The 20,625-nt window shown below is 52.7% G+C and carries 20 protein-coding genes; 5 read left to right on the top strand and 15 right to left on the bottom strand.

Annotated elements, in window-relative coordinates; genetic code table 11:
• Nucleotides 1-17: 17 nt before the first annotated feature.
• Genes ACE6ED_RS15010 through ACE6ED_RS15000 form a run of 3 tightly spaced genes read right to left on the bottom strand, consistent with a single transcriptional unit; the run spans nucleotide 18 to nucleotide 3,014 of the window.
• Nucleotides 18-998: a zinc-binding dehydrogenase gene (locus tag ACE6ED_RS15010; protein WP_410827999.1), complete on the bottom strand. Its 981-nt coding sequence runs from the start codon at nucleotides 996-998 to the stop codon at nucleotides 18-20.
• Nucleotides 995-2,560, bottom strand: coding sequence for a class I adenylate-forming enzyme family protein (locus tag ACE6ED_RS15005; RefSeq protein ID WP_410827998.1), 1,566 nt, complete (start codon nucleotides 2,558-2,560; stop codon nucleotides 995-997). The genes ACE6ED_RS15010 and ACE6ED_RS15005 overlap by 4 nt, the downstream gene beginning before the upstream one ends.
• A 13-nt stretch (nucleotides 2,561-2,573) precedes the next feature.
• Complete coding sequence (locus tag ACE6ED_RS15000) at nucleotides 2,574-3,014, bottom strand: PaaI family thioesterase (RefSeq protein ID WP_410827997.1); 441 nt, start codon at nucleotides 3,012-3,014, stop codon at nucleotides 2,574-2,576.
• A gap of 176 nt (nucleotides 3,015-3,190) precedes the next feature.
• On the opposite strand from ACE6ED_RS15000, the gene ACE6ED_RS14995 reads away from it, so the two are divergent.
• The gene (locus ACE6ED_RS14995; protein WP_410827996.1) at nucleotides 3,191-4,168 is read left to right on the top strand and encodes an MBL fold metallo-hydrolase; all 978 of its coding nucleotides are present in this window, start codon (nucleotides 3,191-3,193) and stop codon (nucleotides 4,166-4,168) included.
• Nucleotides 4,169-4,198: 30 nt separating this feature from the next.
• Here ACE6ED_RS14995 and ACE6ED_RS14990 read toward each other — a convergent pair whose 3' ends face one another.
• Nucleotides 4,199-4,696, bottom strand: a complete 498-nt coding sequence (locus ACE6ED_RS14990; protein WP_410827995.1) for a CarD family transcriptional regulator — start codon at nucleotides 4,694-4,696, stop codon at nucleotides 4,199-4,201.
• Nucleotides 4,697-4,934: 238 nt separating this feature from the next.
• Here ACE6ED_RS14990 and ACE6ED_RS14985 point away from each other — a divergent pair, with 238 nt between their 5' ends.
• The 3 genes from ACE6ED_RS14985 (at nucleotide 4,935) to ACE6ED_RS14975 (ending at nucleotide 6,177) form a co-directional block, all read left to right on the top strand.
• The gene (locus ACE6ED_RS14985; protein ID WP_410827994.1) at nucleotides 4,935-5,417 is read left to right on the top strand and encodes a DUF2975 domain-containing protein; all 483 of its coding nucleotides are present in this window, start codon (nucleotides 4,935-4,937) and stop codon (nucleotides 5,415-5,417) included.
• Between the two features lie 10 nt (nucleotides 5,418-5,427).
• Entirely contained in the window at nucleotides 5,428-5,637 is a 210-nt protein-coding gene (locus ACE6ED_RS14980) for a helix-turn-helix domain-containing protein (protein WP_410827993.1), read from the top strand.
• A gap of 75 nt (nucleotides 5,638-5,712) precedes the next feature.
• Nucleotides 5,713-6,177, top strand: coding sequence for a VOC family protein (locus tag ACE6ED_RS14975; protein ID WP_410827992.1), 465 nt, complete (start codon nucleotides 5,713-5,715; stop codon nucleotides 6,175-6,177).
• A gap of 96 nt (nucleotides 6,178-6,273) precedes the next feature.
• Here ACE6ED_RS14975 and ACE6ED_RS14970 read toward each other — a convergent pair whose 3' ends face one another.
• The 6 genes from ACE6ED_RS14970 to ACE6ED_RS14945 all read right to left on the bottom strand — a co-directional run bounded on the left by ACE6ED_RS14970 (nucleotide 6,274) and on the right by ACE6ED_RS14945 (nucleotide 14,897).
• Nucleotides 6,274-7,110: a carbohydrate ABC transporter permease gene (locus ACE6ED_RS14970; protein WP_410827991.1), complete on the bottom strand. Its 837-nt coding sequence runs from the start codon at nucleotides 7,108-7,110 to the stop codon at nucleotides 6,274-6,276.
• A complete protein-coding gene (locus ACE6ED_RS14965; protein WP_410827990.1) occupies nucleotides 7,110-8,045 on the bottom strand; it encodes a carbohydrate ABC transporter permease in 936 nt (311 codons plus the stop codon). Before ACE6ED_RS14965 ends, ACE6ED_RS14970 begins: the two co-directional genes overlap by 1 nt.
• Nucleotides 8,046-8,139: 94 nt before the next feature.
• Nucleotides 8,140-9,486 (bottom strand): ABC transporter substrate-binding protein, encoded by a 1,347-nt coding sequence (locus ACE6ED_RS14960; RefSeq protein WP_410827989.1) that lies wholly within the window; start codon nucleotides 9,484-9,486, stop codon nucleotides 8,140-8,142.
• A gap of 237 nt (nucleotides 9,487-9,723) precedes the next feature.
• Nucleotides 9,724-11,544, bottom strand: coding sequence for a cache domain-containing sensor histidine kinase (locus tag ACE6ED_RS14955; protein ID WP_410827988.1), 1,821 nt, complete (start codon nucleotides 11,542-11,544; stop codon nucleotides 9,724-9,726).
• Between the two features lie 37 nt (nucleotides 11,545-11,581).
• On the bottom strand, nucleotides 11,582-13,201 hold the full coding sequence (locus ACE6ED_RS14950; RefSeq protein ID WP_410827987.1) for a response regulator: 1,620 nt from the start codon (nucleotides 13,199-13,201) through the stop codon (nucleotides 11,582-11,584).
• A gap of 97 nt (nucleotides 13,202-13,298) precedes the next feature.
• Nucleotides 13,299-14,897, bottom strand: coding sequence for a glycoside hydrolase family 43 protein (locus ACE6ED_RS14945; protein ID WP_410827986.1), 1,599 nt, complete (start codon nucleotides 14,895-14,897; stop codon nucleotides 13,299-13,301).
• Nucleotides 14,898-15,233: 336 nt separating this feature from the next.
• Here ACE6ED_RS14945 and ACE6ED_RS14940 point away from each other — a divergent pair, with 336 nt between their 5' ends.
• Nucleotides 15,234-15,479, top strand: a complete 246-nt coding sequence (locus ACE6ED_RS14940) for a hypothetical protein (RefSeq protein ID WP_410827985.1) — start codon at nucleotides 15,234-15,236, stop codon at nucleotides 15,477-15,479.
• A 24-nt stretch (nucleotides 15,480-15,503) separates the two neighbouring features.
• Here the strand turns inward: ACE6ED_RS14940 and moaA are convergent, their stop codons facing one another.
• The 5 genes from moaA to ACE6ED_RS14915 all read right to left on the bottom strand — a co-directional run bounded on the left by moaA (nucleotide 15,504) and on the right by ACE6ED_RS14915 (nucleotide 20,588).
• Nucleotides 15,504-16,520 (bottom strand): GTP 3',8-cyclase MoaA, encoded by a 1,017-nt coding sequence (gene moaA, locus ACE6ED_RS14935; protein ID WP_410827984.1) that lies wholly within the window; start codon nucleotides 16,518-16,520, stop codon nucleotides 15,504-15,506.
• Nucleotides 16,521-16,618: 98 nt separating this feature from the next.
• A complete protein-coding gene (locus ACE6ED_RS14930; RefSeq protein ID WP_410827983.1) occupies nucleotides 16,619-18,124 on the bottom strand; it encodes a nitrate/nitrite transporter in 1,506 nt (501 codons plus the stop codon).
• A gap of 279 nt (nucleotides 18,125-18,403) precedes the next feature.
• A complete protein-coding gene (locus tag ACE6ED_RS14925; protein ID WP_410827982.1) occupies nucleotides 18,404-19,051 on the bottom strand; it encodes a response regulator in 648 nt (215 codons plus the stop codon).
• A gap of 8 nt (nucleotides 19,052-19,059) precedes the next feature.
• Nucleotides 19,060-20,133 carry a PAS domain-containing sensor histidine kinase gene (locus tag ACE6ED_RS14920; protein WP_410827981.1) on the bottom strand — a complete coding sequence of 358 codons (1,074 nt, stop codon included), beginning with the start codon at nucleotides 20,131-20,133 and terminating at the stop codon, nucleotides 19,060-19,062.
• Complete coding sequence (locus ACE6ED_RS14915; protein ID WP_410827980.1) at nucleotides 20,130-20,588, bottom strand: GAF domain-containing protein; 459 nt, start codon at nucleotides 20,586-20,588, stop codon at nucleotides 20,130-20,132. Before ACE6ED_RS14915 ends, ACE6ED_RS14920 begins: the two co-directional genes overlap by 4 nt.
• Between the last annotated feature and the right edge of the window lie 37 nt (nucleotides 20,589-20,625).

The following is a 20,625-nucleotide window of genomic DNA, read 5'->3' as shown; positions in this document are numbered from 1 at the left end:
CTGCAGCTCCCTTCTGTTTAAGGCTGGATAATAATCTTCCCGAAAATTTCGCGTTCCTCAATGAGACGGTGGGCTTCCCGGATTTCTTCCAGCGGAAGAACACGGTCAATAACCGGTTTCAGCTTGTTGCGGCTGACCAAATCCAGCAGAATGTGCAAATCCTTTGGCCCCCAACCGTTGGAACCGATGATCGAGATTTCACGGACCCAGACATAACGCAGATCGGTCACTGCTTCATAACCGGTTGTGGCCCCGCAGGTGACGATCCGCCCTCCTTGACGCGTGGCTTTTATGCTTTGCGGCCAGGTGGCTTTGCCTGTATAGTCAACCACGATATCCGCGCCCTGCTTATTCGTAAGCGTCCAAACTTCTTTGGAAAAATCGGTTTTGTTATAGTTGATCACATGGTCCGCTCCAAGTTCTTTCAGCTTCTCGGCCTTATCGTCCGATCCGGCGGCGGCGATAATCCGTGCGCCGGCGAGCTTGGAGATCAGCACGGCGGCATTTCCCACCCCGCCGCTGGCGCCCAGAATCAGGATTGTTTCATTCGCCTGCAGCTTCCCCTGTGTAATGAGCATTCTCCAAGCCGTGCCATAGGCGATCGGCAGGGCAGCCGCTTCTTCGAACGAAATATCATCAGGCAGCGGAATGGCGTTACGCGCGGGCACTTTGACGTATTCGGCCAGTCCGCCGGTCGTGTCTTCGCCCAGTGCGCCTTTGCCCGGAATGTGCGGATCGAGCAGTACCCGGTCGCCCGGCTTCACGTTGTCGACGCCTGGCCCAACTTCTTCGACAATCCCGGAGACATCGCCGCCGGAAATATGCGGCAGGTCCAGATGCCTGCCGGGAATCCCTCTCCGGACAAAAATATCCAGGTGGTTAAGCGACACGGCCTTCACCTTCACCAAAATCTCCCCGCTGCCGGTTTCCGGCTTCGGGTACTCTCCTACGACAACTTGTTCGCGGTCTCCATGCTGGAGGATAAGTGCTGCTTTCATTTCATTGTTCGCTCCTCTTTATGTAGAATTTCGGCCAGCAGCCGTTTTAGTGCGGTGCGGTCAACCTTGCCGGGACCCGTCAAAGGAAAGGACGCCAGATTAAAAATTTCCCGGGGATGTGCGTAAGCCGGGCCGCGTTCGATAAAAAAACGCTTGATTTCCTCGTGCCCGACCTCTCCGCGGGTGATGATAAAAGCGACTGGCACCTCTCCTTTGAGTGGATGGGCCGCCGGAAGAACGCAGGCATCTTCAATGCCGGGATGCTGCAGCAAAATATTTTCAACTTCCTTCGGGTAGACGTTTTCGCCGCCGACATTAATCATGTCGTCTTTACGTCCCACAATGAACACGAAACCTTCGTCGTCCTGCCACGCCATATCGCCGGTCTTCAGCCAGCCATCCGGCGTAATCCGTTCGCGCGTCACCTCCGGCAAATTCCAATACCCATCGGCGACTCCGGGATTATTGACCCACAGCTCTCCAACCTCGCCGTTTGGCACCGGCCGGCGGCCGGCGTCCACTATCCGGATATTTCCTCCCGGAAGCGGAATGCCCGCGGATCCGGCTTTGTGCAGCCCTTTTCGCGATTCCAGCACCACGGGTCCGCCCTCCGTCAGTCCGTAGCCTTCGTACACCTCAACTCCCATCCGCAGCCGGATTTCCTCCAGCAGTTCAACGGGGGTATCGGAAGACCCGCAGATGGCATACTGCAGCGAACTTAAATCGTAAGCGGCCGAAGATTCCTTTAAATGACCTGTCAGCATCCGGTACAGCGCGGGAACACCCGATATATAAGTGCAGCGGTGCGTTTCAATTGCCTGTAAAATAGCCGCCGGGTCCGGCGCAGGCAAAATGACGGCGGACGAACCGGAATAAAACACCGCCTTCATCGACAGCATGGCGTTTTTGTGGTACAAGGGCAGTGAAATAACAATGCGGTCCTTGGGAGCAAGCTCCCGGGTCTCGGCGATCGCTGACACATTCCACCGCTGTCCCCGGTGGGTAAGCCGGCAGCCCTTCGGGTTACCGGTTGAACCCGAGGTATACGGCAGCAGGCACAGGTCATCCGGTTGTGCGGGATACAGCTCAAGCTCCGGGCTCTGAATGGCCAGCAGTTCATCATATACGAGTTCGGAGCCGTCCGCTGCCGCTCTCTCGTCTTCATCTGCCAGACAAACGATACTTGCGGTGACGCCTGCGTTTTGCTTGACTGCCTTTGCTTTTTCGGCCAAAGACACATGATAGACCAGCATCCGGCTGCCGCTGTCCCGATAGACATAAGTCAATGCCTCATGTCCCAGCTTGGAATTCATCGGAACCGGAACCGCACCAGCCGACATTAGACCAAAACAGATTTCAAGAAAGCGGTAGTCGTTGACAAACAGGACGGCAACCCGGTCGCCCGGCTGAATCCCCTGACTGGCAAAAAGATTGCCTGATTGATTCACACGGCGGACCAACTGTTCATAAGTGATTGTCCGTTTTCCCGCGATCATGGCGGTACTTGAAGGCGAACGGGCGGCTGATTGACGAATGATATCCGCAAAATTGTGGTTGCTCATCGCTGCCTCACCTTCATTCTTGTGCGGTATGGACCGCCGCTTGATCGTCTTGTCTTGTGCTGAACAGGCCGCGCCCGATGGCGATTGGCTTGCCCGACAAGTCTGTTACCGAAATGTCCGCTGTGCTGACCGTGCGGCCTAATTTCACAACAGTGGCTGTAGCAAGCAGGTCACCTGCCCTCCCGGGACGCAAAAAATCAATTTTCAAATCAATGGTTGGCACAGGACGGTTCACAAACCGGAACACCTCAAAATATCCGGCAATGTCGATCAAAGTGGATAAAATCCCCCCGTGTATGTATCCATCCGCCGAGGTATAAAACAGCTCATTGTAAGGCAGCCGGATCGTGAGAGACCGGTCGTTTACTTCTTCAAGCTGAATACCTAGAAACTGGTGATACTGTGAGCCGAGCAGAACCGGCTCGATAGCTTCGCGTGTTAAACTGGCTGTCATCTTGGATGCTTGCCTCCTTTTTTGTTTCCATACGAAACATTTTAATCATACTAAACCGATAGGGATTTAGTTGTCAATACGTTTATGTCTGTTTTTTTCTTTTTATTCTGACTTGACTTCTAGTTTTACTATGCTTTATAGTTCTTTCTAACTTTTGCTAAATGGGAGATTAAAACGTGGAGACATTTGAAGAGCACATCATACGTATTTCGCTGCCGCTGCCGTTTCGCCTGAACCACGTTAACAGTTATGTCATCCGGGAACAGTCCGGCTGGAGCGTGATCGACCCGGGATTAAACGTCCCGGAAACCGAACGCCAATGGGAAAATACGCTGCGGGAGCTGGCACTGGACAAATCTGCTTTACAGAGAATTATCGTCACCCATTTCCACCCCGACCATTACGGCTATGCGGGTACAATGCAGCAGTGGTCGAAGGTGCCGGTATACGCCAGTCCTCTTACCTTCGGCATGGCTGAACGATACTACAGCCTGAATCAGATGGAGCGTTACCGCAGATTCTACAGCCGGGCAGGACTGCCGGCTGAGTTGGCGGAAGGCGCCCTGCTGCTGGATCTCGCGGTGCTGAAGCAGATAGCTCCAGTTCAAGGGGAGCGGATTTTTTTGCGGGAATCAGAGAAAGTTGCACTAGGGGGACAAGTCTATACTGTTGTTACAGGAAACGGTCATGCTGAGGGCAGTATTGGACTGTGGGATAAACATCAAAACGTATTTATCGGCGGGGACTTGCTGCTTGAGAAAATCACACCAAACATCAGTTACGATTACGAATCCGAGGCTAATCCCTTGCAGGATTACCTGGATACGCTAGACTCTCTGCGCTATTTGGATATTGTAACGGTTTTGCCTGGCCACGGTACCCGCTTTAAGCTCCATGAAGGATATTATGATCAGTTAACTGCCCATCATCACGAACGTCTGGCGAGCGTCCATGCTATGGTTTCGGGCACGGGAACAAAAGGGGCAACACTGTATGAGGTATGCCTCCATCTGTTTCCAAAAGTGAACGATGCGGAAGGCCTGCGGTTCGCTCTATCGGAGACGGCAGCCCATTTGCGCGTTCTGGAAACACAAAAACTCCTGATGGTTCAGGAGCTCAATGGAGTGCTGTTTTTTTCGGCACAAGTCTCATAGTCGGGTCAAACGTGCGGGTTGTGGTTGGCTTCACACCGCGCGGGAACGGCGGCGGATATCCTCACGCACCAGTTCCGCTGCTTTATTTTCCGGGATATGCTTGATCATCATCAGCTCGCTTTCCAGCAGACTGATCGTCTGGGCCAACACATTTTTGTCGTCCATATTGAGCTTGGGCCCTTCAGGACCGGTGCAGCTCAGATCCCGGATAATCTGATACATATCGGCGATCGTTCCGGAGGAAAGTCTAGCATGCAGCACGTTCTTCCGGTCTGTATTATTGGCCGGCAGCTTGGTACTCTCTGAAAAAAATTGTTCGCGCGCATCTTCCAGCTGCTCTCCGGAGGAAATCCGGCGGAACCCCATTTCTTCGGCTTTCTCGGCCGGAACATACACCGTTACCGTGCTGGTATTAAGACCGACCTTGTAATAATCATGCGGCGAGCCGGTAAACGACATTTTTTCGATACCCTCCACCACGCCTGCTCCCTGAAACGGATAAAACACTTCAGCTCCCGATGGTATCATAATGACCTCAATGACCTCCTCTTTCTGTAATGGAACGGCTATAATTCAATTATACCATATACATGTCAAGACATGTTTCCGGCGGAACTGTGACTAAATTGTGAATCATTCTGCCTGTCATTACTTTTCACTGCTTCCTTAACAACAATAATATATTCAATATCATTATTAATTTATTGTAAAACAATAAATACTGTGCTAAAGTCATATTAAAATTAACTGAAGTGAGGGGCTTAGGATGGAAAGAGGAACAACTCTCTTTTTAAAGGCGGCATTGGTTTTAATCGGCGTGCCGGTGCTTGCATTATGTATTTTTGCGGTGCCTAAGATCGCGGAATTTGCGGCTGAGCTGTATCCCGATTATGCTTTTCTGAAGATTCTTGTATTGATGGATTTGTATGCGACGGCGCTGCCCTTCTATTTTGCGCTGTACCAATCGTTTAAACTGTTAAGTTACATCGATGAGAATCAGGCGTTTTCGGACCGTTCCGTATTGGCCTTGAAACGGATTAAATACTGCGCCTTCCTGTTTGGCGGTTTGTATGCCGTAGGAATGCCGCTGTTTTATCTCATGGCCGAAAAAGACGATGCTCCCGGGATCATCGTGATTGGAATGGTGCTGATTTTTGCTGCCCTGATCATTGCCTTTTTTGCTGCGGTACTCCAGAAACTTCTCAAAGAAGCAATCGATATCAAATCGGAAAATGACTTGACGGTCTGAGGTGACGACTATGGCGATTATCATCAATATTGATGTCATGCTGGCAAAACGAAAAATGAGCGTGACCGAGCTGTCGGAACGGGTCGGGATCACGATGGCCAACCTGTCCATTCTGAAAAATGGCAAAGCAAAAGCAATCCGGCTCTCCACTTTGGAGGCCATTTGCAAAGCCTTGGAATGCCAGCCCGGAGATCTGCTAGAATATAAAAGTGAAGATTGACTTCCTTCCGGATGAAATTGTTACAGCGCGCAACCGGGAACAGGTCACAAGTCAGAAGATTCGAAAGGATAACATATGATCAAAGGATTGTTTGAAACGCATATTAATGTCAGTAATTACGAAGCATCGGCAGCGTTTTACGAGAAACTGCTGAACATCATCCCGCTGCATGAGGATCGGGTCCGCAAGTCCAAGTTCTATTGGGTCGGACAGCCCGGAGAAGCGATGCTCGGGATTCGGGAGAATTATCCGACACCGCTTGTACAGCGTCAGCATTTCGCTTTTCGGGTGGATCTGGAGGACCTGGCGCAAGCGAGAACATACTTAGCGGGGCTTGGCATCGAAGCGTCAAACTTCTTCGGAGATATCCCGGATAGCCCGGATGATCTGGTTGTTTTTCCGTTTATGCCTGCGGTGTCCATCTATTTTGACGATCCGGACGGGCATTCCGTCGAGCTGATTGCGATGCTGAACGATTCAGCAAGGCCTGAGCTGGAGCTCATGAATTGGCGGCAGTGGAACGAACTGCATGGCAGATGACTGCTGAATCCTTTATTTTCGAGAAAAAAATCCGGTTACCCTATTCTCGGGCGACCGGATTTTCCATTTTTTCAACTGGAATGCTGCATATACTGCTTACCCTTTTGTTGCACCTGATGCGATCCCTTTGACAAAATACTTCTGCAGAAAAATAAAGGCGATTAGCACCGGCACAACCGACATGGCCGTTCCGGCAAATATCATATCCCAACGGGATGAAAATTCCCCGATATACCGGTAGATTTCCACCACCATCGTTTTCGGTTCACCGGAAGGCAGCACGAGCATCGGCATCAGAAAATCGTTCCAAATCCCCAGTCCATTCAGGACCACCATACTTGCTGTCACCGGTCCCAGAAGCGGAAATACAATCCGCCAAAAAATTCCGTACCGGGAACAGCCATCGATCTCGGCAGCTTCTTCAATCTCTTTCGGGATGCCTTTTACGAAGCTGGTATACAGCAGACAGCCGAAGCCGACCGCGCCTGCAATATACACCATAATCGGACCCGCCAGACTGCCGTACAGACCGAGCATCCGCAGTTCCTTAAACAGCGGAATCATGTAGGCCTGGAACGGAATCATCATTCCGGCAAGGAAATAGAGGAAAATAAAATTCGTCCATTTGGCGTTCCGGCGCTCAATGGCATATCCGGCCATAGGGATCACCAGTACCTGCATCGCGATTGAAACAACAGTCAAGATGAGACTGTTCAGGATGGCCCGCGGGTATTCGGTTTCCGTTAATAAGTATTTAAAGCTCTCCAGATAAAGCCCTTTTGGAAAAGCCAGCGCATCCCGCATAATCTCCGCATTGCTTTTAAATGCCGACATCAGATTAAAAAAGATCGGGAAAAAGAACACGATGCCCACGATCAACGTGAACAGAAACAGGAGCACTTCCCCAAGACGTTTTCGGCTCTGCATCGTCATTAGAACTGCACCTCCCGTTTCCGGAGGAATTTAACCTGGATCACTGTAATGATGAGAATGATCACAAACAATACCATGGCCAGCGCGGTGCCGAAGCCCTGCCGCAGTTCACCGAAGCCCACTTTGTAAATGATATAAGTAAGCGTCTCCGTTTCAAAACCGGGGCCGCCGTCGGTCATGACGGCAATCTGGTCAAAAATCTTCAGTGCGCTGATCATCGACAGCACCATACAAACCGTCAGGGAACCCGCGAGCAGCGGGAAGGTGATATGGCGGAACTGCTGCCACCCGTTGGCACCGTCGATGCTTGCCGCTTCGGACAGCTCCGACGGAATTCCCTGCAGCCCGGCCAGGTAGATGATCATGTAATAACCGGCACCCTTCCATACCGTCGACAGAACGATGGATAGCATGGCATATCGCGGATCACCAAGCCAGTCCACAATCCACCCTTCCAGGCCAATAGAGGCGAGCAGCTGGTTAAATACCCCAAAGTTGTAGTTCAGCATCATCGCCCATACAAACCCCATTACAATTCCGCTGAGCAGCGTCGGGAAATAAAAGATGCTGCGGAATAAATTCCGGAACCAGCGGACTTTGTCCACCATCATGGCGAGCGCAATCGCCACGATATTTTCCAGAACGACCAGGCTGACGGTCATGACCAGTGTATTTTTCAGCGCATTATGGACTCTGGGACTGTTCCATATTTCGACAAAATTCGCAAAACCGATATAACGAATATCATCGCTGATGCCGTCCCAGGAGGTGAAGCTAAAATAAATACTCCCAATGGTCGGTACGATGACGAACAGTGTGTACAGTATGAACGAAGGCAAGATGAACAACAGCGCGTAGGTCTGCCATTTCTTTTTTTTCCTGGCGGCCAGCGGCGCCGCGATCGACTTGTCTGTATTCAACATTGAAGTAGCCATGCCGGTTGCTCTCCTTCCTCTTGCGAGTCTTCAGGAGCGGGCTTGTTCAATTGAAGCATTAGCCTGCTCCTGACGTTTCTTCAGTGTATCTCGTTTACATTGCGTTAGCTTTTACCTGATTATCGTACTCACTGTCTACCTGCTTCATATATTCCGTCACATCGCCGTCCTTCACCACCAGATCCTGGAGCTGTTTGTAGAACCAGTTCCGGAACTGCGGCGGGATCAGGTTTTCGCCCCACCAGTTGTTGATCGCAAGCGACTTGGTCACGTTCGGATCGGCGATCAGATCAAGCACTTCCTGCATTTGTTCGCTGGTTTCGTAAGTGACTTGTTCTTTCGTTGACGGAATCGCATTGGTGGAAGCCAGGTATTTGGAATACTGTTCGGGTTCAAAAAAGAATCGGATGAACTGTTTGATTGCTTCGGTTTTATCCGGGTCTTTGGCAGCTTCCGCAGACAAGGTCCACCCTGCCGGAGAAGGAAGCCCAATGACATTCACTTTGCCTTCCCGGTCCGGGATGGCGTAGAATCCGAATTCAAAGCTTGGGTCCGCTTCGGCAATCTGGGTGAACATCCAGGTGCCGGAGAACAGCTGGGCTGCTTTGCCAGAAACCAGAATGGAGGCCGTCTGGTTGTCTGCTGTGCTGAGCCAGCCTTTATCGACGTAATTTTTAAACAACTCCTTATAGTCAGTCATCGCCTGAACAACATTGGGATCGGTGAAGCTGACCTGTTTGGCTGTACGTTTCGAGTTCCAGTCCGGGTCTTTGGAATACACCTGGTCAATCAGGAATTTGTTCACCCAAAAGCCCATATGGAAAATATCTTTGCCGCCGACGACCAGCGGAGTAATTCCGCTTGATTTCAGTTTCTCTTGGATGGCGATAAATTCATCATAAGTTTTTGGCAGCTCGGTGATTCCGGCTTCTTCGTAAGCCTTTTTGCTGTAGATGATGCCCTGCGGCGCATTGACCTGCATCGGTGCGTTCCAGATTTTACCCTCTACCTTTGGCGGGTCATTAAACAGTTCTGCCAGATCGGACGGAAGCTCTACAATTTTGCCGGCATCCGCGAACACTTCTGTATCGCGTATTTCTACAAGATCCGGGAACTCCCCGACGGCATCTTTGGTCTTCAGCCAGTCCAGGTAAGCCGAGGAAGTATTTTCACTGAGGTCCTTTACCTTAATGTGAGGATTTTTTTCCATAAAAGCTGTGATGGTGTCGGAAATGGCCTTTTTGGTGGCCGGATCTCCCGGGGCGTACCCGATGGTAAAACTTATCTCCTTTTGCGGAGCCTGCGAACTGTTTCCGTCCGCATTAGCCCCAGGGGAAGCGGAGCTGCTGCCCGCCGTGTTATTGTTGCCGCCGCACGCGCTCAGCATGGTAGCTGCCGCAAGCGTAAGCACAGATAATTTGATCATCGTTTTTTTGAACATCCGTTAGTAACCTCCCTGTATGTCTGCATGCTCTGGAAACGAACCGCAAGTGCGCACCATGCGGGACGAAAGCGTTTCCTTGTAATCTAAGGATAACACCGGCGCTTTATGGCTTGAATGAAGTTTTTTAAGCATGGTGTGCTGCGAATTTAAGAGAAGCCTGAGAAGCCAGTCCCTTACTCTGATGCGGATTGCAAAAAAAGAAACGGACAAAGACGACGCTTTGCCCGCTCCCATCTAATATCCGCTTGCATCCTGCGTGTCCTGCCGCCCGCTGCTGTCCGCCTCCGCTTCGGGAGCCGGTTGTTCCCCGTCTGGGACAGGAAACAGCAGCAGTACAGAAGTCCCGATGTGTTCCCTGCTGCTGATCGACAAGCCGTAATCCGGACCAAACAACGTCCGGATTCGTTCATTGACATTCTTTAGCCCGATGCTTTTGCCGGGAACCTGCTCAGCATGCAGCTTCTCATTGACCTGACTTAAACGGGTGCGGTCCATCCCCGTTCCGTCGTCATATACGGTGACGTGGAGCTGCCCGTTTTTGTTCTCCATGGTCACGCCAACAGTTCCCCTGCCCTTGGGGCGCAGGCCATGCTGAATGGCATTTTCCACAATCGGCTGCAGCGACAGCTTCACAATCGGCCAATCCAGATTTACGCCCGGACCGATGTCCAGGTGCAGGTCAAACCGGTTTTCGTAACGTACGGAAATAATTCGGAAGTAATGCTGCAGATGCTCCAGTTCGCTGCGGATGCTGACCTTGTCTTCGCCGTAATCAATCACGTATTTCAGCTGGTTGGACAAGGACAAAATCATATCCGCCACTTCGCTTTCCCCTTTGTCCACGGCGTTCATCCGGATAACCTCAAGCGTATTGTAGAGATAATGCGGACGAATTTGGCTTTTTAGCGCGTTCAGCTCCGTCTGCTTCTGCTTGATCTGCGCTACATAAGCCTCGTCGATATAGGCCTGCAGACGTTCCACCATCCGGTTGAAGCCGTAGGCAAGCCGCCCTAGTTCATCGTTGCTGCTCACATCAAGCTTGGTCTCCAGATTTCCCGATTCCACAACCGACATTTGACGGATGACATCGCGGATCGGCCGGGCAAGCCTGCGGGAGAACCAGACTCCCATTACAATCAGGACAAACGCACAGATGATAATTGCAAGGTAAACCGTCATACGCGCCGAAAAAAGCCGTTCAAACAAGCTGTCCCGGTGTATTCTCGCAATCAGTTCGCCGTTTAGAAACGGAATGGGTTCCCGGATAACAATCCGCTCAGGGTCTTCCGACGCGAGCAGACTCACATCGTGCACAGCAGGCTGTTCCTGGTTGCTGAAGTAAACGCTTCCGTCTTTATCCAGCAAATACAGCTCGTCTTTGTCCCCCAAACTCAGCTCCTGTATCATTTGCCGGAATACTTCAACGTCCACGTCAAGAAACAAAGTGCCGACAACCTTCGGCTCCCGGGTCACCCGGCCCGACGTATCGATCAGACTGCGGCCAATCGTAAAAACCTTCCGGCTCGAGCCATAGTAATACTCATCGTCATGCGTCGGAAAAATCGCCACTTTGGACGGCTGGGGCGCCATGGCGGCCAGCCAGTCACGGTACGGCAGACGTTCCTCGTCAAGCGCCTTGTTGCCTTTTTCCTGGTAATACAATTTGCCGTCGGATTTGCGGACAAAATGGACACTGGTAATATGCGAATCGCTGAACAGCAGCGTCTTCAGGTAGGACTCGATCGGCGTTGTGTTGATGGTTTCCAGAACGTTGACATTGTACGTCTGATTTTGCCGGGAGCTCTCGACCCAGCCGTCATATCTGCCGGTATACATCAGCTTGGACGTTTCGTTATACTGGTCAAACGCCACATTGAGGTTATAGCTCATATAGAGAACCATCTGCTGCATATTCCTGGTGGTGTAGCGTTCCACATATTCCGAAAAGGTATTGACCGAAAAAAAACTGAGCGCAAACAGCGGAATGAGTCCCACGAGGATAAACGAAGCGGAAAACTTCATAAATATGCTTTTGAACTGGATTCCCCGGAACAACCGCCATCATCTCCTTTCGGCATCCAAGCAAGGACGGCTAGCCGTCCTGTAACGTCCGGCCGGACTGCCTGTACTCCTGCGGCAGCTTCCCGTACTGTTTTTTGAACATGTCGCTGAAATGGCGGGCATTGTTGTAACCCACACGTTCGGCGATCTCATAGACCATCAGACCGGTTCCCGCCAGCAGCCGCAGCGCATGCCGCATACGGACTTCGGTGATGTAGGTTTTAAAATTTTGTCCGGTATGCTTTTTGAAAAAACTGCTGAAATAATACGGATTCATATAGACCATTGCGGCCATAGACTCCAGGGTCAGGTTATCCGCATAGTGTTCTTCCACGTAAGCTTTTACCTGAGCGAGCGGCGCCGCTTCCCTGTGGTCCATTCTCGCTGCAAGCTCCGCCAGCAATCCGTCCACCGCCTCACGGAATACCTCAACTGCCGCCCGGTAAGTTGGCGTTTGGCTTAACGCGGTCAGCAGGCTGCGGGTATGCCCCTGAGCGCTTGCAGGCTCAACACCATAGTCGATAATCGCCTGCTGCAGCCGGACTACAGTGTTATATAGCATGGATACTGCCGCCTCTTTGCTGGTTCCCGCAGACTGCCGGACCAAATTCAACAGAGCGCCGGAAGCCTCCTCCAGCCTGGCTTTATCCAATGCCCGCAGCGCTTCGGCCAATTCGTTTGGGTCAGGGGTCATGCCGCAGGACGCTTGCCCGCCGGCTGCTATACCGGAATCTTCGCTGTAGAACTGGAATACCCCATTGAGCCCTTCAAAATACTTTCGCTCCAGCGCCGACACCGCGCTGCGATACGATTCGTCCGCTTCCTTAATCGAACCGGCCGACGCGCCGATGCCGATGGAGACCTGCAGTTTCAGAAACGTATTGATCCTGGCATGCAGGTCCTGCATCAGCTTTCCAGGTTCCTCCCGGTCCTGGTGCGGCAGCAAAATGCCGATCCGTTCTCCTTTTCGGAACACAAACCCGTATCCGTACTGCTCTACTGTCTCCTTGATGATGTTCGTCAGCGCGAACTCCACCAGTTTGCGTTCGCGTTCCTCCCAGCGTGAAGACGGGTCGGCATACTCGTCGTTCTCCACCGCGCAGGCGGTTACAAAGGGAGTAACCGGCAATTGGCCCAGCGCAGCCAGGTCGGCGGCCGTACTCCGGTTACCGTCCGTCAGCCGTTCAAGCAGTTCTTCAATAGTCAAACTGCGGTTTTTTTGTTCGTAATGCTGGAGCATTTCTTTATTGCGTTCTTCTTGGGATTCCTCCCGGATGACCGATACGGCACGTTCCACCACCCGCTCCAGCTGCTGGGTATCGACCGGTTTGATCAAGTAATCGAGCGCTCCATACTGCAGCGCCTGCCTGGCGTAAGCAAATTCCTGGTATGCGCTGATGAATACAACTTTGATCGGCAGGCGTTCATCGTGGATGTGACGGATGATATCGATTCCGCTTGCTCCCGGCATGCTGATATCACTGAGAATCAGATCCGGCTGCCTGGCGGCGATTAATTCGCCCAGCTCCCTGCCGTCCGCCGCCTCTCCCACGATTTCAAGCCCAAACGATTCCCACGAGATTAATTTCTTCAGTCCCCTTATAATCATCGGTTCGTCGTCGGCAAGCAGCACTCGAAGCAATCGGGTCATCGGGATCCCTCCTGTTAGTCTATCTTGTGTTCATCATACCAAATTTGCTGAGATTGCACGAAGCCTCCCGGGATTTGGCAGGGACTGTACTTCTCCCCTACTCCTCCCCTTCCGTAAGCGGACGGTATTCAAAGTAATCAAAAAAAGCTTCCTTTTTCTGCCGGTCCATATCCTGCGCGCAGATGCCGACATATGCACCCGTGAATCCAAGTTTCCCGCCATATTCATCGGACAGCGTGCCGAAATCAAGCGGTGCGGCTACAGCCGTCCATCGCTTTCCATTAGGAGAAGCATAAAAACGCATGTCCTGCTCTAGAACGATAACCTTCAGATAATAACGCTCCCAATCGGTAACCGAAAGCTGCATTGTGGTAATTTCGTCATATTGTCCCGCACGGGAGAAAACGACGCCAAGACACACTCCCCGGATTTCATCCCAAGTTACCCTCAAATAGTAATAGTCCGCATCGTCGTAGTAACAGACTAGCCCGGCCATCTCGTAAATGCTGGAAGGCTTGAATTCCAGGCAGGTCTCCGCTATAAACCGGAAATGCTGGATTGGTCTTGCGGCCATGCTCTGATCGTGCAGGGAAGCAAGCGATTCACGGCCCCGCAGCCGAAGGAAGCCCGGACGTATGGTCAAGCTGGCCCAGGAGGGGTCAAACGGTACGCGCAGACTTTGATACTGCAACCCGATTTCTTCCCGGTCAAAATCATCCCGGGCATACGCCGGGCCAGGAAACGGATGCAGCGGGAGGGCCGGGGCCTCAACCTTGACCGCCGGCAGTTTTCCGCCTTGCGCGAGACGGAGCCAGCCGTCCCCGGTCCATTCGCATTTTTGCAGCGCGGTCTCTCTGCCCAGCGGATTCATTATGCCTGCTTCCGGAAGCGGCCGCGTGCACAAGTGGGCCATGTACCATTCACCAGTCTGCGTCTCCACAAGTGAACCATGCCCCGCCTGCTGCAGCGGATACGCCGGTTCGTGCCTTGTGGTCATGAGCGGGTAATTTGGGTCCGTTTCATATGGGCCGGTCAGGTTCCGGCTGCGCGCCAGCGTGACGCTGTGATGGGCTCCCGTTCCTCCTTCCGCCACCAGGAGATAATACCAGCCTTCCCGTTTGAACAGCTGGGGGCCTTCGGTTACACCTGCCGGCGTCCCCTTATAGATTTCGTATACGGATCCCGTCAGTTCTTGGGATAAGGGGGCATATTCCTGCATGATTATGCCCGAGAAGCTGCTGTGCTGCTTACGGAAGTCCCAGCGCATATTAAGCAGCCATTTGCGCCCGTCGTCATCATGGAACAAAAACGGATCAAAACCGCTGCCGTTCAGCCGCACCGGCTCGCTCCAGGGTCCATCAATGCTTTTGGCAGTGATCAGGTAGTTATGCAGGTCCTTGTATACTCTGTGACGCGACTTTACGTCGGTATATAAGAGATAAAACAGGCCGTCGCAGTAGGAGAGCGCAGGCGCCCAGATGGAGCCCGACGGAACATTGCCGCGCAAATCCGCCTGTGCAGCGGAAGTCAGCGCCCGGGATGCCAGCCTCCAATGAACCAGATCTTTGGAATGGTGAATCGCCACGCCCGGAAACCATTCAAACGTCGATGTTGCTATGTAATAATCACTGCCTACCCGGATAAACGACGGGTCTGGGTGAAAGCCCGGCAAAATCGGGTTGATGATCTTCGTCATATTTAAACAGCCTCCGTTTAGTATCAAGATGCCCTCCCCCAACATTAACATGGCTAAAGGGGCGCTTGTATGGCGCTTTCTTTAGGGATTTGTACGTTTTTTTGAGGTTTTTTCATATGAGGAGCATCTTCCTGCCCCCGGGAGAACTTACAGGCCAAACTTGGAGGGGGATTTACAGGAGGAACGTACAGATGGAGCTTACAGGTGGGACTTACAGGCAGAACTTACAGATCATACAGGCAAACCATAAAGGCGGCCACCCTTGTACGGTTGATGGCAAGGCAAGCGGGTAATTCTTTAGTAAGTAATCACTTCGTTTATAAGGAGGACATTGCATTGGATAAAACAAAGGGATATGCAGAGGTACAACTGACGTCGCGGGAGGAAAGAGAACGGGTTGGACGCGCCATCAATGCGGGATTCGCCCGGGTGGAGAATGCGGAAACACTGGAAGGATCAACCGAGGTGCCAACCACTCCGGTAGCGAAACCGCTGACGGAGGAGGAAATCCGCAGAAGAGTTGGCAGCGGAAATTTTGAGGCCGCCCAGGACGATAAACAAACAGGCTCCATCAACAGCTGATTTCTTCCAGCCGGATGAGCCCGTTTAACCACCGATATAGGACATTCTGATTTTGTTCCGGCTTGCGGCGGTCTGCTCCGTCCGTTCATCCGAATAGCGGTCCGACCGCCGCTGCCATACCTGCCGGATCGATTGCAGCAGCGTCTCATCGTCTTGACCGGACCGAAGCTGCTCTTTCAGATCAAACCCTGATCCGGCAAACAAACAGGTGTACAGCTTGCCTTCTGAAGACAATCGGATCCGGGTACACGAGGAGCAAAAAGATTCAGAAACCGAAGGAATCAATCCAATTTGCGCCCCATTATCCTTGTATCTATAAATTTGTGCGACCTCGCCGTAGTAAGTCCGCCCGACCGGCTCCAGATCGAACTGCTCCCGCAAGCGTTCCAGAATTTCTTCTTTGGTGACCACCTTCCGGAAGCTCCAGCCGTTATCGTTGCCCACATCCATAAACTCGATAAAACGAAGGGGAATCCCGCGCTGCTTAAAGCAAGCGGCCATGGGCAAAATTTCGCCGTCGTTTATTCCTTTTTGTACAACCATGTTAACTTTGACTTCAAGCCCCGCACGCACTGCTTCGTCAATCTGGTTCAAAATCGTATCCGGACGGATGCCGCGTCCGTTAAGCCGGCCAAACAGCTCCGCGTCCAGCGCGTCCAGGCTCACATTGACCCGCCGGAGTCCGGCCTGCACCAGGGCTTCGGCGTATTTGCCGAGCAGCAGGCCGTTTGTCGTCAGTCCAATTTCACGGATGCCCGCCACTTGGGTCAAACCGGCAACCAGCTTTGGCAGGTCCCGCCGCAGCAGCGGCTCGCCCCCGGTCAGCCGGATTTTACGAATGCCCAGACTGGCGAACAGACCCGCAAGCCGGAGGATTTCCTCGTAGGACAACAGTTCGGTTTTGGGCAGGAACGGGTAATCGTCTCCAAACAGCTCCGGCGGCATGCAGTACGAGCAGCGGAAATTGCAGCGGTCCGTAACGGAAATCCGCAAATCCTGCATGGGCCGGCCTAGACGGTCTGTAAGGGGAACGGTTGTCATGGGAACTCCTCCTTTTTGACTTGATCTACAGCTCTAGCAAATCGCCTCCGCGCCATCTCCACGTACTTGTTAATCCATAGTTCAGTCTACGCAGCTGCTTAGTTGCCCGTTTTACGTTTCCCGGTGATATCGCTAAAGGTACCGACGTAGCGGATATCCTCGCCCGTTTCGTCTTTTACGGCGCTGATATGGAGCCATTGGAGATAGTCTTCGCCGTTTTTGCGTTTATTCCAGATCTCTCCCTGCCACATGCCTTTCCCTTTCAGTTCGCTCCACATCTCGCGGTAATACTCTGCGGACTGGCGGCCGGATTTCAGCACATTAGGCCGCTGGCCCAACACCTCATCTTCAGTAAATCCGGTCAGCGTGGTAAATGCGGGATTCACCGCCGTGATCCTTCCCGCCACATCGGTGACAAGGATCCCTTGGCCGGTGGAATTAAACACCTCCGACGCCATCTCCAAGCGGTTCTGGTAATACAGCCAGACAACCAGAACAAGACTGGCGAGCGCCACCTGGGAAAGCAGCATAAAGCCGATCGAATACTGTCCGGTAATCGAATAAATCGCCGACAGCATGATGGGTGGAAAAAAGCCGCCGAGCCCGCCCATCATAGACACAATCCCGTTGACGATTCCCGCCTGTTTGTTGAAATAAGACGGAACAAGTTTGAAAATAACGCCGTTGCCGACGCCCGCGCTGATGCCGATCGCCAAACTTCCCACGGTATAAAGTCCGATGGAAGGCGAGAAGGCCAGCAAAATCGCGGCCGCCGTGTACACCGTAAACGTGCCGATCAGCAGAAACAGCGGCTGAAACCGGTCCGCCAGCCAGCCTCCGACCGGACGGAAAAAGGTGGCTACGGCGATAAAGCCGGCGGTGCGCATGCCCGCGTCCACTTTTTCCAGGCCAAAATTCGCAACTAGGAAATTGGGCAGATACACGGTAAATGCGACAAACGATCCAAAGGTAATAAAATAAAACAAGGAGAAAAACCAAAGCTTTTCATTTTTGTACACGCCTTTGATCTGATCGATAATCGGCGTCCGGACCTTAGTCTCCTTCCGGTCCCCAAACAGGAAGTTTAACACGATAAACACAAGCAGCAGTCCAAGATACATGGTGACCGTTTTGCTCCAGCCGAATTGGGTTGCCAAAATCGGCGCGGAGAAGGTCGTGATGGCCGTGCCCAGGTTGCCGACGCCGTAAATGCCGTTAACGAAGCCATGCCGTTCTTTTGGATAATATTTCGGCAGGCTCGTTACGCCGACGGAGAATACCGCTCCGCCTACACCAAGGAATAACCCCCCGATAATCAGATCGGTCATCGTGGAAGCCCTGCTCAGGTAAAACACCGGGAACAGCAGAATAATGAAGCTGGCGAGAAAAACAAGCCTGGCGCCAACCACATTCGCATAATACCCGAGCGGAATGCGGAGCACGGAGCCAAGCACCACAGGAATGGCCGTAACGAGGGCCAGCCGGTCCGGCGGGATGCTGATGTCCTCCTTGATAAACGGCATCAGGGAGGAGATGAGAACCCATACCATAAAGCCTGCGGTCAGATTCAGGGTTTGCAGCGGCAGCTGCAGCTTTTTAATCATACTTGTCACCTTTTTTCAGCGTTTTATAGGGTACGGAACCACCATTTCGAAAGTCTAGCCCTATTGTATCCTCCGCCCTGTCCGGCCGGGTATAGGGGAGTCCCCTCTCCCTGACAGGGTAAACCCTGAAAATGCGGCGGATTTCCCGCTTTGGCCCTTGAATTCCCTAACCGCAAGAAACCGCCTCCCGGATTAAAGGAAGCGGCTTATAGGGAAATGGCTGATATGACAGGTATTTTATCAATTATAAAGTCCGTACCGGACGTTTGACGTTTGCGGTTAAAAATCCAGCAATTTCTTCTTCAGCGCATATTCAACAAGCTCCGGCCGGCTTTTCAGACCCAGCTTCTCCATAATTTTGGCTTTGTGCGCTTCGACGGTTTTGACTGAAATAAAAAGTTTCTCCGCCACTTCCTTGTTGCCATAACCCTTGGCAATCAGCGGCAAAATCTCCAGCTCGCGTTTGGACAGCAGCTCGAACGGATCGTCCGCGGCGGCGTTTTTGTCCTTTTTGATGAACTCCCGGACCAGTGAGGTGGCCATCTTGGGATGGATATAGGTCCCTCCCGCATAAATGGTGCGGATGGCGAGCAGCAGCTCCTCGTCCGGCGCGTTCTTCAGCACATAACCGGATGCGCCGTTTTTGAGCACATGGAATAAATATTCTTCATCGTCATGCATGGTCAGGATCAAAATTTTGGTGTCAGGGTAATCCTCTTTGATTTTGCCCGTGGCAATCAGTCCGCTTTCGCCCGGCGGCATGCTGAGGTCCATGATCAGAATGTCCGGGCGGTTTCTTGCCACAAGCGAATAAGCTTCCAATCCGTCGGCAGCCGTACCGATAACCTCCATGTCCTCCTGAAAATTCAGAATCATGGAAAATCCGCTGCGCACGATCGCATGATCGTCGGCAATCACAATCTTCATGCCCTTGTTCACTCCTCGTCCCTTTCCGCGCTGACCGGGATCTGCAGCACGATGGTCGTTCCGCGGCCGGCTCCCGAGGTGACATGGAACGTCCCCCCGGCCAGCTCCGCGCGCTCCTGCATACCGAATAAGCCCAGCCCGGTGCCGATTGGCGCATCACCAGGAACAAAGCCGACGCCTTGATCCTGCACGGTCAGCCGCAGCATGCCGCCGGCATCCACCAGACTGACCTTAACTGTATCCACCTGCGCGTATTTCAGCGCGTTCAGTACCGCTTCCTGGCAGACCCGGTACATGACCGTCTCGATTTCGCTGCCGTAGCGCCGCTTGGAGACGGAAGATTCGAACTCCACAACTAACCCGTAGTTCAGCTCAACCCGCTTGAAGTGGGAGCGGAACGCCGCTTCCAGGCCAAAATCGTCCAGTGCGGCGGGACGCAGCTCCACCGACAAATTGCGGATATCGTCCAGAAGACGGGTCATGGAGGCTTCGGTTTGTCTCATTTTTTTGATCAGACTGTCGTCTGTCGTCATATATTTCAGCACCCGGAGATCAACCACCGCGCTCATCAGCTCCTGCGCCACGCTGTCGTGCAGCTCCCGGGAAATCCGTTTGCGTTCATTCTCCTGGGCTTCTATCACATGCTTCATCATCTTGTTCTGATACAGCTTCTCCTGTGTCCGGAACTGGGGGGTCAAGTCCCGCAGCATCAGCACACGGATTTCCTCCTCGTCATCCACGGTGTGAAACGTCCCGGCATAAGGAACAATCCCCTTGCCCTTGGTCTCCAAGTAGACCTGGAACGATCCCCGTTCGAAGGAATCCGGCTGTTCAAAATAACAGTCCAGGCAGGTGCGCAGCTCCGTCTCATTGGTATAGCCGCGGCAGGTGCCGCACATCGCATGGTCCCGTCCTTCATACAGCTGGAATAAAACATCACGCCCGACAATCTCCTCGGCCGCCGGGTTAACAGCCAGTGCATAACCGTCACGGTCAAAGAAAAATATCGCTTCCCTGCTGTTACGGAACAGCTTGATCAGCAGCGTTCCAAGCTGCTCCTTATCGGCTATCGAAGGCCTCAACGGGTCGTCATCTCCTTTCCGTTCAGTCCGCAGATTCCCCTGCCCGCTTCGGCCTCCAGCTGGCGCACCATCTCCGGCGTCACCTGGGCTTCACCGCGGAAACCGCCAAGCAGCACGCCGGCCACCCGGCCGTCGTTCCACAGCGGGACTGCCGCCAGGCTTTCCAGCCGTTCCGATTGGACAATGGGATAATTAAACAGATTCCCGCTGCCCACATACTGGGTGATGGAAGGAATATATACCGGCTTCCCGGTTTTGAATACGATGCCGGCGATCCCCTTGCCGGACTGCAGTACGATCCGCTTAAAGCGGTCGTTGAGGTTGCCCGAGGCATGCTTCCACCGGATGACATAATGATGTTCCGCGGTTTCAGCTAAGGCCAGCGCCATAAAATCATACCCGCAGCGCGCGCGGATCGACTCCAGCTCCCGTTGGTGGTCCTTCGTATTGTCCATTGCAATTCTCCTAACCAAAACCAGGAAAGAAGGCCTA

The sequence above is a fragment of the Paenibacillus nanchangensis genome (genome assembly GCF_046543445.1).
In the GTDB taxonomy this organism is placed as follows: domain Bacteria; phylum Bacillota; class Bacilli; order Paenibacillales; family Paenibacillaceae; genus Paenibacillus_AQ; species Paenibacillus_AQ nanchangensis.
The sequence above is the reverse complement of the archived record's forward strand: the minus strand, read 5'-3'. Positions and strand labels throughout refer to the sequence as shown.

What these genes read in the sequence shown, in the direction of transcription:
- ACE6ED_RS15000 (WP_410827997.1), bottom strand. Translation starts at nt 3,014, where the DNA reads ATGACAGCCAGTTTAACACGCGAAGCTATCGAGCCGGTTCTGCTCGGC.
- ACE6ED_RS15005 (WP_410827998.1), bottom strand. Translation starts at nt 2,560, where the DNA reads ATGAGCAACCACAATTTTGCGGATATCATTCGTCAATCAGCCGCCCGT.
- ACE6ED_RS14930 (WP_410827983.1), bottom strand. Translation starts at nt 18,124, where the DNA reads ATGATTAAAAAGCTGCAGCTGCCGCTGCAAACCCTGAATCTGACCGCA.
- ACE6ED_RS14975 (WP_410827992.1), top strand. Translation starts at nt 5,713, where the DNA reads ATGATCAAAGGATTGTTTGAAACGCATATTAATGTCAGTAATTACGAA.
- ACE6ED_RS14965 (WP_410827990.1), bottom strand. Translation starts at nt 8,045, where the DNA reads ATGGCTACTTCAATGTTGAATACAGACAAGTCGATCGCGGCGCCGCTG.
- ACE6ED_RS14945 (WP_410827986.1), bottom strand. Translation starts at nt 14,897, where the DNA reads ATGACGAAGATCATCAACCCGATTTTGCCGGGCTTTCACCCAGACCCG.
- ACE6ED_RS14960 (WP_410827989.1), bottom strand. Translation starts at nt 9,486, where the DNA reads ATGTTCAAAAAAACGATGATCAAATTATCTGTGCTTACGCTTGCGGCA.
- ACE6ED_RS14980 (WP_410827993.1), top strand. Translation starts at nt 5,428, where the DNA reads ATGGCGATTATCATCAATATTGATGTCATGCTGGCAAAACGAAAAATG.
- moaA (WP_410827984.1), bottom strand. Translation starts at nt 16,520, where the DNA reads ATGACAACCGTTCCCCTTACAGACCGTCTAGGCCGGCCCATGCAGGAT.
- ACE6ED_RS14990 (WP_410827995.1), bottom strand. Translation starts at nt 4,696, where the DNA reads ATGATACCATCGGGAGCTGAAGTGTTTTATCCGTTTCAGGGAGCAGGC.
- ACE6ED_RS14985 (WP_410827994.1), top strand. Translation starts at nt 4,935, where the DNA reads ATGGAAAGAGGAACAACTCTCTTTTTAAAGGCGGCATTGGTTTTAATC.
- ACE6ED_RS14950 (WP_410827987.1), bottom strand. Translation starts at nt 13,201, where the DNA reads ATGACCCGATTGCTTCGAGTGCTGCTTGCCGACGACGAACCGATGATT.
- ACE6ED_RS15010 (WP_410827999.1), bottom strand. Translation starts at nt 998, where the DNA reads ATGAAAGCAGCACTTATCCTCCAGCATGGAGACCGCGAACAAGTTGTC.
- ACE6ED_RS14970 (WP_410827991.1), bottom strand. Translation starts at nt 7,110, where the DNA reads ATGACGATGCAGAGCCGAAAACGTCTTGGGGAAGTGCTCCTGTTTCTG.
- ACE6ED_RS14925 (WP_410827982.1), bottom strand. Translation starts at nt 19,051, where the DNA reads ATGAAGATTGTGATTGCCGACGATCATGCGATCGTGCGCAGCGGATTT.
- ACE6ED_RS14915 (WP_410827980.1), bottom strand. Translation starts at nt 20,588, where the DNA reads ATGGACAATACGAAGGACCACCAACGGGAGCTGGAGTCGATCCGCGCG.